This is a genomic window from Paenarthrobacter sp. NPDC090517 (assembly GCF_044769165.1).
Classification (GTDB): Bacteria; Actinomycetota; Actinomycetes; order Actinomycetales; family Micrococcaceae; genus Arthrobacter.
Map to the genome: position 1 here is coordinate 22,791 of NZ_JBIVXN010000010.1, position 13,601 is coordinate 36,391.

A 13,601-nucleotide genomic window follows, 5' to 3' on the forward strand; every position below is an offset into this window, starting at 1 on the left:
CGCTGGCGTGAAGGGAAGTTTGACAGTGGCTGAGGCGATGCCGGAAACCGGAAATGGCCGCGATGAAGAGGCCCGTGCGGAGAACGTCTACCAACTGGTGTTGGAGGGCATCGTCACAGGCACTTACGCGCAAGGTATGCGGTTGCGGGAACGCGAACTCTCGGAGCTTTACAACGTCTCCCGTATTCCCGTGCGCGAAGCCATCCAGCGCCTGGAGCAGGACGGATTCGTCGCGACCTTCCCGCGGCGCGGTGCCGTGGTGCGCCAGCTGACCCTCACCGATGTCAACGAGCTCTTCGACGTCCGCCTCTGCCTGGAAACGTTCGCTGCGCGGATGGCTGCCACACGTGTCGCCGAGGGCAGCGACGGTGGTCGACTGGAAGAACTCATGGAGGCCTCGAAGGCAGCCATCGACGACGGCCGCACCGACGACGTGGCCGTGATCAGCGCCGAGCTTCACGCCGAGATCGTACGCCTCTCGGGGAACAGGCTGCTGATTGAATCCGTGAAACCGCTGTTCGGACGGATGCGCTGGATTTTCGGGCTGGCGCACAATCGCAGCAACGAACTCCAGCGCGATGAACACACGGAACTTTGCAACGCGATCCTGAAGGGTAAGCCGGACCTGGCCTATTCGCTGGCGTACTCACACATCGAACTGGGCCGCGAACCAGTCCTGGCCGGCCTCGCCGAGACCCTGGAGCCGTAGCTAGTCGTCGGCGTCCGGGTACTCGTCCACTTCGTCGTACCGGCCGGATTCCTCTACCTCGACCTCAAGGATCTTGAGCAGCTCGGTGTCCGGGTTCAGCATGATGGCAGCTTCGTCGCGGCGGTGCTGCAGCACGGTGTCCAGGTAGGACTGTACGGTCTCGGCCAAGGGGACATACCTGTCCTGCTTCTGGCTCATGTACCAGCGGTGCTCCAGAACTTCGTGCACTACTTCCGCGGGCTCCAGCTTTCCGGCCAAGTGCCGGGGGATGGAGCGCACGATGGGCTCGAAGATCTGGCTAACCCAGATATGGGCGCTGATTTCCTCGTCCAAGTCCGGGTTGTTGTCCGCACGGAACTGGTCCATGTCATTGAGGAGCCTGCGGGCCTGGTTCTCCTGCGCGTCCAGTCCGGTAAGGCGCAGCAACCGGCGCTGGTGGTGACCGGCGTCGACGACTTTGGGCTGGAGCTGGATGGTGGAGCCGTCCGCCGTGGTCTTGATGGCATACTCCTCCACGTCGAAGCCGAGCTCGTTGAGGCGTCGGATGCGGGCACCCACCCGCCACCGTTCGCCGAGCTCGAAGGACTCCTTTTCCGTCAGCTCGGTCCAGAGCCGGCGATAGCTGTCCATGATCAGCTCACTGGTGGCCACGGGGTCCACCTTTTCCTCGATGAGGCCGCCGTCCAGCAGGTCCATTAGTTCACCGGCGATGTTGACGCGGGCGATTTCAAGGTCGTATTCCCGCTGGCCCATGGACAGGTCCGGGTAGAGCTCGCCCGTTTCCGCGTCCACGAGGTAAGCCGCAAAGGCGCCGGCATCACGGCGGAACAAGGTGTTGGACAGCGAAACGTCACCCCAGTAGAAGCCGATGAGGTGCAACCGCACCAGCAGCAGCGCCTGCGCATCGATGAGTCGCGTGAGGGTGTCCTTGCGGAGCATCTGCGAGAACAGCGCACGGTACGGCATGGAGAACTTCAGGTGCCGCGTAACCAGTACCGGGTTCAGCGGCTTGCCGTCGGCGGTGGTCCTGCCCGTAATGACAGCTACCGGCTCAACGCAGGGGACGTCCAGCCGGGCCAGCTTACGCAGCATGTGGTATTCGTGACGGGCAACGTGCTCAGAGGTTTCCTTGATGGCGATAACCGAGCCGCCCAAGTGGGCGAAGCGGACGATGTGCCGGGAGATACCGCGGGGGAGCGCTGCAAGGTTCTCGGCAGGCCAGTCTTCCAGGGCGATGTGCCACGGGAGGTCCAGCAACTCCGGATCTGCCGCCGCTGCGGTGATGTTCAGGGATCCGATGACACTCGCAGGTGGTGCGGTGTCCTGGGCACTTGCCGCTTCGGTCCTGGGGAGCTTTCCGATCTGCCCGTAGTCGGTGGGTTCGTCGTGCCACTGGGCTTCGTTTTGCTCGCTCATGCCTCAATTGTTCCGTACTTGGGAGGGAAGGACGTCGCCGCTTCCGGGAACGTCCACGTGGACCTTGCCGACCACTCGACGTCGGGCGCTTCCTGGAAGACGACGCCCTGCCTGGTGAGCCGCTCACCCAAGGCGCCCAGTCGTCGTCGGAAGTCACCGGCGTTCCGGACCTCCTGACCGGACCAGGCAACCTCGGCCAGGGAAATGGCCCTCGGATAAAGGAGCCACTGGGCTTGCTGGTTGTCACGGACCGTTTCGGTCCACAGGGGACCCTCGACGCCGAGGATATGGTGCTCTTTCAGCCCGCCTTGGGCAGGATCCCAGTTGTAGTACTCCGCCCAGGTGAACGGTCCGCCTTCCACCCATTCGAGTCCGATGGGCGAGTCCGGCGCGTACTTTTGGTCCAGATATGTATTGGCGGCCGGCGACATGATCACGGGTGAACCACCGGTCTCCGCTTGTTGGACCACCGGAGCGAGGTCGCCGTGCCAGTACTGGATCACAGCGCCTTGGGGAAGTTCACCTGCGGCGTACTCGTTCCAGCCCACCACTGTTTTACCGGTCCGGGCGGCAATGTTGGCAAACTCCTGAACCATGGTCACGTAGTTCTCATGACCGGTCACCAGGGCTTCGTCGCCACCGATGTGGAGGTACGGGCCCGCAGTGATGGAAGCGAGCTGTCCGAGGACCTCGCGTACGAACTCATACGTTGCTGGCAAGTCTGCGCTGAGCGTTGACCAGCCCACGTCCGCCGTGGTGCTCATGGGCTTGGCTTGGCCGTCAGCACTCAGCTGTGGAATGGCGGCGAGGGCAGCATTGACGTGTCCCGGGAGGTCGATCTCAGGCACCACCAGGACGTTCTTGCTGGCGGCATAGGCTTGGATGTCTTTGAAGTCCTGCTGCGTGTAGAACCCTTCGCGGCCCCGAGCGGGCATAGCGGTGGGGACCTCAACAGCGCCTCGTCCGCCCACGGCGGTGAGATTCGCATAGGGCATTCCGGAGGGATTGCCCCCAGACCCGGGATCGTGGATCTCGATCCGCCATGCTTGATCGTCAGTGAGGTGCAAGTGCAGGGCGTTCAGCTTGAACTGCGTCATGACATCGATCTGCTTCTTCACCTCCTCCACTGTGAAGAAGCTGCGGGCAACGTCCAGCATTAGTCCGCGATACGCGAATCGCGGGGCGTCCGCAATCTCGACGGCGGGGATCACCCACGCGCGTTGGCTTGAGTGAGGACCCTCAGGGCCCTCAGCGCCCTCAACGGCCGCGGGGAAGAGCTGGCGAAGCGTCTGGATTCCGTTGAAAAGTCCTGCGGCAGTGGAGGCCGTGAGCCTTACCTCACCCTCGGTGGCGCTTATCGCGTAAGCTTCCGCGCCGCCGTCGAACTCTTCCAGCAACTCCAGTGTGATGTCACCTGGTTGGGTGTCCTCAACTAGGGGCAAATCAAAGCCGGTGCCGCGGCGCAACACCGAGGCGAGCTGCTCAGCGACCGGTACTGCTTGGTGGGGAGCGGCAATCCGTGCTGCGGATGCGAGGGTGAAACCCTGTCCATCCAGGAGTGCCACGTGCGAAGGCCGTGGGATCAGGTTATCTGTGGTGTTCATGCCGTTCTTTCCGGGAGAAAGGTTAACGCGAGAGCGGCCCGACCGGTAGGGGTCGGGCCGCTATCACACTGCGGAACGTACAGACTGGTCAGCGCCGCTGGGGACTAGTCGCCCAGGCGGAGGCCGGTCTTCGTGTCGAACAGGTGCACGTGGCCGGACTGCGGACGAACGAAGATGGACTCGCCCTTCATCGGGGGGCGACGACCGTCGACGCGGGCAACGATGTCGTGGCTCTTGCCATCCAGGATGGTGTGGCCGTAGACGTAGGCATCGGCGCCGAGTTCTTCGACGACGTCAACCTCAACCTGGAGGCCTTCGCCGTTGCCGACAGTCTCGAGGTCTTCCGGGCGGGAACCGACGGTGACGGTCTGGCCGTGAGCCTCTTCGAGGATGTTGCGCGGCACGGGGTAAACAGTTCCACCGAACTGGACGCCGCCGTCGACTACAGGCAGTTCGAGCAGGTTCATGGCCGGGGAGCCAATGAAGCCTGCGACGAAGACGTTCTGCGGGCGGTCGTACAGGTTGCGCGGGGTGTCGACCTGCTGCAGCAGGCCGTCCTTCAGGACTGCAACGCGATCGCCCATGGTCATTGCTTCGACCTGGTCGTGGGTCACGTAAACCGTGGTGACGCCGAGACGACGGGTCAGGGATGCGATCTGCGTACGGGTCTGGACGCGGAGCTTGGCGTCAAGGTTGGAAAGCGGCTCATCCATGAGGAAGACCTGCGGGTTACGGACGATCGCACGGCCCATGGCAACACGCTGGCGCTGACCACCGGAGAGTGCCTTCGGCTTGCGGTCCAGGTACTGCTCAAGGTCAAGAAGCTTGGCGGCTTCGCGGACACGCTCGGCACGCTCTTCCTTGGAGACGCCGGCGATCTTGAGTGCGAAGCCCATGTTGTCCGCAACGGTCATGTGCGGGTACAGGGCGTAGTTCTGGAAGACCATTGCGATGTCGCGGTCCTTCGGCGGGACGTCCGTGACGTCGCGATCACCGATCAGGATGCGGCCGGCGTTGACATCCTCAAGGCCTGCGAGCATGCGCAGCGAGGTGGACTTACCGCAACCGGAGGGTCCAACGAGGACCAGGAATTCGCCATCGGCGATGTCGATGTTGAGCTTATCGACGGCGGGCTTATCTGTGCCCGGGTACAGACGCGTAGCGTTATCAAAAGTAACTGTAGCCACAGTTATCAATCCCTTCACCGGCAGGTACGTGCCGGACGATCCGTTGTGAATGGTTCATTTTCTTCAGTTGAACTCCCCGGCCAATGGCCGGGGAGGATCGTGCGACGCCGCACGGTACTGTGCGTCACATCACAACCAAGAGTATGTCAGACTTTTTGACTAACTACCTAAATGTTACGAACGTCACATGTTGGGTTCGTCACGCTTCAGGCCTCAGCGGTGACCCGTTTACGTTCCCGGAGCAAGGCTTCCAACAGCTCCGCCACGTGGACCGGCGCCTCCACCCGGTACTGGGCTTGAGTGAAATCCAAACCCACCTTGATGCCCACGTCGTCGCCCATCAGCCGGCCCAGGGCATCCTCATCGGTCACATCGTCACCCGCGAACAGGATGGCCGTAGCTCCGGTTGCCTGACGGAGGAACTCCACGGCCTCACCCTTGGATGCATGGACTACGGACGTCTCCAGCACGCGCTTGCCCGTCTTCAGGTAGACACCTGGGTGCTCGCGGAGCACCCGCATCGCGGCCTCGACGGCGTCTTCCGCAACGTCGTCGTCGGCCATCCTCGTATGGAGGACGACGCCGGCAGGCTTGTCCTCGAGCAAGGTTCCCGGTGCAATGTTCACGATTTCCGCAAGGACCTCACGGACCGCGGCCAGCTTGAGCCGCTGGTCTTCGTCGAGTTCAAGGCCCAAAGATCCCTCGCCCAGCCAGACCTCAGCGCCGTGGCTACCGATCAGCAGCGTGTCCGTCGGAGGCGAGGCGACCAACCTCAAACTGTCCAGTGCGCGGCCCGAGATGAGGGCCGTCGTCGTGCGTGGAAGTTGGGCGAGGGCTTCCAATGCAGCAGCGGAGCGGGGCAGGGGGCGTGCGTCCTCAGCGTGGTCCACGATGGGGGACAGGGTCCCATCGAAGTCGAGGGCGACCAAGAGGTGTTCCGTGCCGGAAATGCGCCGGACGGCGTCCAGCAGTTCCGGTGACAGGGAAAGGCTCTCAGCTGTCATCACGCACCACCTTTTCCTCCAACGCAGCCAGGAACTCAGCTGACCAATGATCTACATCATGGTCCAGGATCTGCTTGCGCATCAGTTTCATACGGCGGCGGGCTTCTTTGGGCGGGAGGTTCACCGCACGCAAAATGGCCGACTTGAGTCCGTCAATATCGTGCGGGTTGATCAGGAGTGCTTGCTTGAGTTGATCGGCGGCACCGGCGAACTCGCTGAGTACCAAGGCGCCGTCATCTTCGGAGCGTGCCGTGACGTACTCCTTTGCCACCAGGTTCATGCCATCGCGCAGTGCGGTTACGAGCATGACGTCCGCGGCGAGGTACAGCGCCACCATTTCCTCCACCGGATAGCTGTGGTGCAGGTAGCGGACGGCCGTGTTCTGGATGGTGTCGTAAGTGCCGTTGATGTGGCCAACCGTGCCTTCGATTTCCTCGCGCAGCAGCCTGTACTGTTCCACGCGTTCACGGCTGGGGCTGGCCACCTGAATCAGGGTGGCGTCCTCCACCTTGATGCTGCCTTCGCGAAGGAGTTCCTCGAAGGCTTTCAAGCGGTGGCCGATTCCCTTGGTGTAATCCAGCCGGTCCACACCCAACAGAATGGTCTTGGGATCGCCCAGGTCCTTGCGGATCTGCTTGGCCCGCTCGATGATGTCAGGCCTGGCCGCGAGCTCGCGGATCTGGTCAACGTCGATGGAGATGGGGAAGGCCTGTGCCCGGGCGATGTGAGTGACTTCGCCGTCCGGGCCCTTCACATGAACCTGCTGCTGTTTGACGCTGGCACCCAGGAACCGGCGTGCAGAGCGCATGAAATTGCCTGCGTCGCTGGGGCGCTGGAACCCCAGAAGATCCGCGCCCAGCAAGCCGTCAATGATCTCCCGGCGCCACGGGAGCTGAGCGAAAATCTCCGGGGGAGGGAAGGGGATGTGGTTGAAGAAGCCGATCTTCAGGTCCGGTCGGGCCTCGCGGAGCATCCGCGGAACCAGCTGCAGTTGGTAGTCCTGAACCCACACTGTGGCGCCGTCGGCGGCGTGGCGAATGACGGCGTCGGCGAATTTTTTGTTGACCTGGCGGTACGAATCCCACCACGTACGGTGGAACTCGGGCGGTGCGATGACATCGTGGTAGAGCGGCCAGATGGTCGCGTTAGAGAAACCTTCGTAGTACAGCTCCACTTCGTGGCTGCTGAGCTGAACCGGAACCAGGTCCATGCCTTCGTGGCTGAACGGGCGCACAGTCTCGTCCGGGGCGCCATGCCAACCCACCCACGCGCCGTCGGACTTTGTCATCATCGGGGCGAGGGCCGTGACCAGGCCGCCGGGCGAACGACGCCAGCCATCTCCGCCGTCGTCGTTTCCGTCGCTGCTGCACCGGTCCACGGGCAGCCGGTTGGAAACCACCATGAAATCGAACGTGCTCGCCGTCGGCTTCTTTGTTGGAGAAGCCTTGGCGCTTTGTTCGGTAGTGAGTTTTTCGCTTGCCAAATCCTGCATTAACGCTCCCTGGGGTTGCTGTGACTCAACTCCCAGCCTACTAGCGGAATCTTCCCCGGCAGTTGATCGTTCAACAACCGGGCCACGAGGTGTGGGGCAAAGCCCAAGTTTGCTCCCGTAAACTGACCCCGTTGCCCTAGATAATGCACTTTGACGTCGAATACCCGAGGAACTGATGAGCCCCGCAAACGAACCACGCCTGTCCAAGGCCGAAAAGACCGCCCAGGCGCGGGAGAAAGCGCACGCTATCCGCGAAGAACAGCTGAAGAAGGAGAAGCGCAACAAGCTTCTTGTCGGCTGGGGCATCGTGGTGGCCGTTGTTGTCATCATCGCTTTGATTGCGTTTGTGGTTATCGGTAATGCTCAGAACAACGCGCCCGTAGCTGATCAAGGACCAACACCGGCCAACGGCAACGTTCACGGCGGCATCACGCTGCTTGCCAACACTGAAGTTGTGAAGTCCGAACCTGCCACCGTCAACGTGGCAGATGTACCGGCTCCTCTTGATACCAAGCCCGCCACGGTAGCCGTTCCCGGTGGCGAGGCCGAGGCCGGCAAGCCCGTCAAGGTTGTTGCCTACATCGACTTCATCTGCCCGGTCTGCAAGCAGTTTGAGACCGCTTACGGCGAGTCACTCACCAACCTTCGCAACGAAGGCAAGATTTCGGTTGAGTACCGCGCCCTCGGTTTCCTGGACCGCCAGTCCACCACCAACTACTCATCCCGTGCAGCCAACGCTGCTGCCTGCGTGGTCAACTCTTCCCCCGAGAAGTACGCGGAATTCTTCAACCTGCTCTTCGAACGCCAGCCGGCTGAAGGCGGAGCAGGCATCTCTGACAACGACCTCAAGAAAATGGCCACCGAAATCGGTGCGGCCAACATCGACTCCTGCATCGACAGCAAGCAGTTCCGTCCGTGGGTGAAGGTTGCCACGCAGGAAGCTGCGGCGATCGGCGTCACCGGTACGCCCACCGTGTTCATCGACGGCAAGCAGTGGGACGGCAGGTCCGACCTCAACGCCGAGATCCAGACGGCAATTACCGCCAAGGGCTAACCCCTGGAAATCACGACGGCGGCCGGTCACCCTTTGGGGGTGGCCGGCCGCTGTTGCGTTTGGGCCTTGTTGCTGCCGTTGCTTTGCTCGTGAATTTCGTTGACGGGGATGGTCTGGGCTAACCTTATCTAGCGCTCTTTCGCGCTTTGCTTCGGGTAACCGGAGCGTGCCTCCTTAGCTCAGTTGGCCAGAGCACCGCTCTTGTAAAGCGGGGGTCGTCGGTTCGAATCCGACAGGGGGCTCCACGAACCCCTCCGCTCCGGATTTTCCGGGGTGGAGGGGTTTTTCGTGTCTGACATGCAGGGCGGGTCGACTTGCAGCGCCAGCGCCTTCGCTGAAGACTGGGCGCGGACACGGGCCATGCGGCCGGCGTAGTATCAACTGCTTGGGGGAACCGGAAATGCTGGGACAGAGAATGTATGCGTGGCGGCGCCCGCTGTGGCCAATCACCTTGGCTATCCTTGTGGCCGATTTTATTGTGTGGCTGGACATCAACGGTGTCACGGGCGGCAACCTGGCCTTTGGCAATGTCGCGTTGGTGGCGACGATTTCCTGGCTTGTCCTGGGGCAGTTCATTGGCCCGAAGCTCCATGCGAAGGTAACCGCGAACCAGAAGCCTGAAGCCTAACGGCTCGTCGGTTGGGCGCTTCTGAGCGTCACGGAATTGATTTGTCGGCTGCCTTGATGGTCTTCGCGGGTATGAGTTTCAGACCGATGACACAGGCGATGATGCCCACGAGGAAGATTATTCGGAGCGCAGTGGGTGTCTCATTGCCTTCGATCATTGCCCAGGTAACGGTCAGCGCGGCTCCGGTGCCGGTCCATACGGCGTAGGCGGTGCTCATTGGAATCTGTTTGGCTGCAAATCCCAAGCCAAGCATGCTGAGCACCAGGCCTACAGCGAAAACGGTTGTTGCAGCGCTGTTGGTGAATCCCTCACTTTGCCCGAGGGCCGTAGCCCATATGGCTTCGAGGACGGCGCTGGCAAGAAGTACTATCCAGTGCATCAGCTGACCACCTTCAGCCCGACGACGCACCCAATCAAGGTGGTGAGCAGTGCGGCGCGCGAAAGGGAGAGTCTCTCCTGTTTGCGGAGGACGGCAAGCACCGCAGTTAGTACCGCGCCGATGCCCACCCATACCGCATAGGACGTGCCGGTGGGCAGTTCCCTCATCGCGTAGGCCAGTCCGGCCATGCTGACGGCCATGGAAGCGATGAAGACAAATGTTGGAAGCTTGCGCTTGAAACCGTCTGAGGCGCCTAGCGCAGTTGCCCAAACGGCTTCGAGCACGCCGGACAGTATGAGTACGAGCCACGCCATGAGCTTTTCCTTGCTGAAGTGAAACCCTGATCTGCACCTTTTCGTGCTGATGGATTAGTGAACACTGCGGGTGACACTCATTATGCACTATTAGGGCAGTGGAGTGCACTTTAACCTGCGGGCGGAGGGAAAATTGCTCGACCTTAGGCAGCGCCCCCTATTAGTCCCGAAAGAACAGTCAGGGCCTTGGAAAGTTGTAGGTCGGAGACGGCGCCATAGCCAACCACCAAGCCGTTTTCGGCTGGGCGATCGGCGTAGTACCCGGCCAAGGGAACCACCCGAACTCCTAACTCCAAGGCCTTTGTTGCCACGCTTGCAGCGTCTGGGCTTTTGAAGCGAATGACGGCATGCAGCCCGCCGTCGAGTCCGGTGAGCTCCAAGTCATCCCGCGGGCCCAGGCGGTCGATGAGGAGGGATCGTCGATGCGCATATTCGCGCCTGGCGCGAGTGACATGCCGGGAAAGCCCGCCGCCCTTGATGTAGTGGGCGATAGCCGACTGCAGCACCCCGGCCACGGGCGTGTCCAAGGCCTCCCTCGTGGCCTTCAGCATTTCTCCGGCGTTGCCCCGAGCCACTAAGTATCCGCATCGCAGCCAGGGGCTTAGGTTCTTGGAAAACGTTCCCAGCAGGACGACGTCGGCCGCGCTTGGGAGGGATGCCATGGCTGGAAGGGGCATTCTGCTGTGGCGGAATTCGCTGTCATAGTCATCCTCCAGCACCAGAACACTGTGTTGGCCCGCCCATTTGAGCAGCCCAAGCCTTTCCTGGACGGCCATCCTGCCGCCCAAGGGGTATTGGTGGCTCGGGGTCACCAGGACTGCATCCGGTACTTCCTCCAGCACGGCCAGCTGAGAGCTGTTGAGGCCGTTTTGATCCACCGGCACCGTCGCCAGCTGAGCACCGGCCGCGGTCATGACCCGGCGTGCCGTGGGGTAGCCGGGATCCTCAACCAGGATGCGGGGCTGTGCCGAGCGGTTGCGGAGCATGGCTACTACGAGATGCAGCGCGTCACTGGTGCCACCGGTAATGATGACGTCTTCTGCATCGACGGCGAGTCCTCGTGATACGGCAAGGTGATCCGCCACCGCCTCCCGAAGTGACGTGGTCCCCAGGGGTGGCGGAAGTTGGACATTCCCCTGTTCCGCCAGGGCCGACTTCCAGGCGGTACGCCATTGCCTGTCCTGAAACGGTGATCCGGATGGACGGCCAGGCGTCAGGTCGATCACATCGGCCGGGGGTGTGCTCCTACTGGGTCGTCTTCCGTTGGAGGGGCGGGGCTGGATGTCGGGGCGGATGGCCACCTTGGTCCCGCCCGCGCCGTTGCTCTCGAGGAACCCCTCGCCTGAAAGTTGTTCGAAGGCGCGCACCACCACACCTCGCGAAATTCCCAGTTCAGTTGCGAGTCTTCGGGTCGCAGGCAGCGTGTGCTCTGGCTGAAGAATGCCGTTGAGGATTGCAGTGCGTAGTTTGCTGGCCACTTGTGCCGTGAGCGACATTGGACTGTTCCTGTCCAGTTCAATCGGTATTTCAGCTTCAGTCATTTGGACCTCCAGGCTTACGCGTTCTTGGACCTAGTGTAGGACCAAAGCTTTTGGAAGCATGGACCGTGTCACCACGAAGCGCTGCGATTTTGCGGCATGACGAAAGTAGGAACCAGTGTTCAACGGCCTCAGTGCATTCCCACTCACCCCCATGGCCGGTGAAAGCGTCGATCTGAAGGCACTTGGCCGGGTGGTGAACCGTGCTGCGAAGGCCGGAGCGGATTCGCTGGGTGTTCTCGGTTCAACCGGAAACTACGCCTACCTCTCCCGCGAGGAACGTAGGGCCGTCCTTGAAGCTGCAGTAGAGGCTGCCAACGGGGTGCCTGTTCTCGCCGGAGTCGGCGCAGTGCGCACCCGGGACGTGCTGCTGTCCGCCGCTGATGCGCATGCAGCAGGTGCTTCCGCATTGCTCCTGGCCCCGGTGTCCTACCAGAAGCTATCGGAGGCCGAGGTTTTCGGGCTTTTCGATACTGTGGCGGCAGAGTCGGATCTTCCAATTGTTGTCTACGACAACCCAAGCACCACCGGCTTTACCTTCAGCGATGACCTGCACGCCAGGATTGCCCGGATCCCGGGAATTGCGTCCGTAAAGATTCCGCCGCCCGCCTCCGGTGAAGTAGCCGCCAGGGTTGCCAAGCTCAAGGCCGGTTTGCCGGACGAAACGTCACTGGGCATCAGTGGAGACTGGGCTGCCGCCGAGGCGCTGCTGGCCGGATGCAACGTTTGGTACTCAGTGATTGCCGGGGTGTTGCCTCGACAGGCAAGGACCCTTGTTGATCATGCTGTCGCGGGGCGAAGCGATCTGGCTTTGGCCGCCTCCTCCGATTTGGAACCCCTCTGGTCCCTGTTCCGCAGCTATGGAAGCCTGCGCGTCACCGCAGCCCTGGCTGAGGACCTAGGCGTCGTGCCGTCCTCGGCTTTGCCGTTGCCTCTCCACGGCTTGGATTCCGAGGGGCGGGAAAGGGTGGCCGAGGCTATCCGGCAATGCGGTTTGGAAGCTTAGATGTCTCAGGTTGAATCTTCCGAAACAACCGAAGGCAGAGGCCACAGCGCGGCAGTAACCCTGGCAGGGAAGAACCAGAACCAGCCAGGCTCTCCGGGCGGCCTTGCACGCTATGTCCTGGCTGCCACCCTGGCGCGTAGTGCCGATGGCGGCGCCGTGGTCGCGATAGTTCTGCTGGCAACCACGAGCGGAGCGCCCGGCTGGTTGGCTGGAATTTTGGGTGCGTGCATCACTGCGCCGCATCTCTTCGGGCCCCTCATAGCGCGCAGCCTGGATACAGCCAAGGACGGCAGGACAGTAATTGCGTGGGCTTGTGTTGTCCATGGGGCAACCCTGGCGGCTGCGGTTCTTCTTTTCCCGGTAACTCCGCCCATCGTCCCGGCCCTCCTGCTCATCGCTTCCGGTCTGGTCGGTCCTCTCCTCACGGGCGGGATCAGCAGCAGATTGGCCGCAATCGCAGGCCCTGAGCGCACCAGCCAACGGCGCGCTCAGGGCTGGGACGTGGCGACTTACGGCATCAGCGGGACGATTGGGCCGTCCTTGGTTGCGGCCGTCTCCGCCTGGGCAGATCCCGCCGCCGCAGCACTGATCCTTGCAGGGGCGACGTTCGTGGCAGCTGCTCTCATCAGGCTATTGCCCTACACGCCTCCAGCTTCGGTTGCCGCCGAAGTTCCACGGCCTGGCCGGACACTTCTAATGATGATCTCCAATGGCCCGCTGCGACGAACCCTCTATATGACCGTTGTCGTAGCACTGTCAGTGGCCGCACTACCGATCACCGCTGTAGCATCCACAGGCGCACTGGGCGTAGCGCCGGCAGCAGCCGGCATCCTGACAGCCGCCTATGGACTGGGCGGGCTCCTGGGCTCGGCGGGAGTCATGGTCCGCCCGCTGCGAACAGACGCAGACCCACTAATGACCTGGCTGGCCGCCGCGGTAGGGATTGCCTTGTGCGGTGCAGCCCTGGCCGGGACATTCCCGATGGCGGTCGCAGCGTTTGCTTGTGCCGGCGTACTGAACTCCTACTTCTTCGCCTCCACCTTGGCGGCCCGCAGCGAATACGCGCCGCCCGCTGCGCGAGGTCAGGTGTTCGTCTGGATCGGCGCCCTGAAAATCACTGCCGGTTCGGCCGGGACAGCACTGGCGGGAGCACTCATCGCGCCCGCGGCCCAGCTTCCCCTATACCTGGCAGCCGGCCTCGTCGTCTCGGCGGTGGTGGCATCCTTGGTTGACCGCCATCAGGATCGGTCCCGACGCTGACCCTTCCTGT

13 protein-coding genes and 1 tRNA gene are annotated in these 13,601 nt (G+C 62.3%); 6 read left to right on the plus strand and 8 right to left on the minus strand.

Annotated elements, in window-relative coordinates; all coding sequences use genetic code 11:
- The first annotated feature begins 7 nt into the window (after positions 1 to 7).
- Positions 8 to 709, plus strand: coding sequence for a GntR family transcriptional regulator (locus ACIQTW_RS20835; protein ID WP_402941127.1), 702 nt, complete (start codon positions 8 to 10; stop codon positions 707 to 709).
- Here the strand turns inward: ACIQTW_RS20835 and ACIQTW_RS20840 are convergent, their stop codons facing one another.
- The 5 genes from ACIQTW_RS20840 to ACIQTW_RS20860 all read right to left on the minus strand — a co-directional run bounded on the left by ACIQTW_RS20840 (position 710) and on the right by ACIQTW_RS20860 (position 7,412).
- Positions 710 to 2,125 carry a DUF4032 domain-containing protein gene (locus ACIQTW_RS20840; RefSeq protein ID WP_402941129.1) on the minus strand — a complete coding sequence of 472 codons (1,416 nt, stop codon included), beginning with the start codon at positions 2,123 to 2,125 and terminating at the stop codon, positions 710 to 712.
- Positions 2,122 to 3,729 carry a beta-N-acetylhexosaminidase gene (locus ACIQTW_RS20845; protein WP_402941132.1) on the minus strand — a complete coding sequence of 536 codons (1,608 nt, stop codon included), beginning with the start codon at positions 3,727 to 3,729 and terminating at the stop codon, positions 2,122 to 2,124. Before ACIQTW_RS20845 ends, ACIQTW_RS20840 begins: the two co-directional genes overlap by 4 nt.
- A gap of 104 nt (positions 3,730 to 3,833) precedes the next feature.
- Positions 3,834 to 4,916 (minus strand): ABC transporter ATP-binding protein, encoded by a 1,083-nt coding sequence (locus ACIQTW_RS20850; RefSeq protein ID WP_207596410.1) that lies wholly within the window; start codon positions 4,914 to 4,916, stop codon positions 3,834 to 3,836.
- 206 nt (positions 4,917 to 5,122) lie between these two features.
- Entirely contained in the window at positions 5,123 to 5,920 is a 798-nt protein-coding gene (gene otsB, locus ACIQTW_RS20855) for a trehalose-phosphatase (RefSeq protein WP_402941136.1), read from the minus strand.
- On the minus strand, positions 5,910 to 7,412 hold the full coding sequence (locus ACIQTW_RS20860; RefSeq protein WP_402941139.1) for a trehalose-6-phosphate synthase: 1,503 nt from the start codon (positions 7,410 to 7,412) through the stop codon (positions 5,910 to 5,912). The genes otsB and ACIQTW_RS20860 overlap by 11 nt, the downstream gene beginning before the upstream one ends.
- Positions 7,413 to 7,587: 175 nt before the next feature.
- Between ACIQTW_RS20860 and ACIQTW_RS20865 the strand changes: the two genes are divergently transcribed.
- The 3 genes from ACIQTW_RS20865 (at position 7,588) to ACIQTW_RS20875 (ending at position 9,094) form a co-directional block, all read left to right on the plus strand.
- A complete protein-coding gene (locus tag ACIQTW_RS20865) occupies positions 7,588 to 8,466 on the plus strand; it encodes a DsbA family protein (protein ID WP_402941141.1) in 879 nt (292 codons plus the stop codon).
- Between the two features lie 168 nt (positions 8,467 to 8,634).
- Positions 8,635 to 8,711: transfer RNA gene (locus ACIQTW_RS20870), tRNA-Thr, on the plus strand.
- 155 nt (positions 8,712 to 8,866) lie between these two features.
- Positions 8,867 to 9,094: a hypothetical protein gene (locus tag ACIQTW_RS20875; protein WP_402941144.1), complete on the plus strand. Its 228-nt coding sequence runs from the start codon at positions 8,867 to 8,869 to the stop codon at positions 9,092 to 9,094.
- Between the two features lie 28 nt (positions 9,095 to 9,122).
- On the opposite strand, the gene ACIQTW_RS20880 is transcribed toward ACIQTW_RS20875, so the two are convergent.
- From ACIQTW_RS20880 to ACIQTW_RS20890, 3 genes are all read right to left on the minus strand, one after another.
- Complete coding sequence (locus tag ACIQTW_RS20880; RefSeq protein WP_402941147.1) at positions 9,123 to 9,473, minus strand: DMT family transporter; 351 nt, start codon at positions 9,471 to 9,473, stop codon at positions 9,123 to 9,125.
- Entirely contained in the window at positions 9,473 to 9,787 is a 315-nt protein-coding gene (locus ACIQTW_RS20885) for a DMT family transporter (protein ID WP_402941149.1), read from the minus strand. The genes ACIQTW_RS20880 and ACIQTW_RS20885 overlap by 1 nt, the downstream gene beginning before the upstream one ends.
- A 143-nt stretch (positions 9,788 to 9,930) precedes the next feature.
- Positions 9,931 to 11,328: a PLP-dependent aminotransferase family protein gene (locus ACIQTW_RS20890; RefSeq protein ID WP_402941152.1), complete on the minus strand. Its 1,398-nt coding sequence runs from the start codon at positions 11,326 to 11,328 to the stop codon at positions 9,931 to 9,933.
- 115 nt (positions 11,329 to 11,443) lie between these two features.
- Between ACIQTW_RS20890 and ACIQTW_RS20895 the strand changes: the two genes are divergently transcribed.
- Together ACIQTW_RS20895 and ACIQTW_RS20900 are read left to right on the plus strand one after the other, a co-directional pair.
- Complete coding sequence (locus ACIQTW_RS20895) at positions 11,444 to 12,331, plus strand: dihydrodipicolinate synthase family protein (protein WP_402941154.1); 888 nt, start codon at positions 11,444 to 11,446, stop codon at positions 12,329 to 12,331.
- Positions 12,332 to 13,591, plus strand: coding sequence for an MFS transporter (locus tag ACIQTW_RS20900; protein ID WP_402941157.1), 1,260 nt, complete (start codon positions 12,332 to 12,334; stop codon positions 13,589 to 13,591).
- Positions 13,592 to 13,601: the final 10 nt, after the last annotated feature.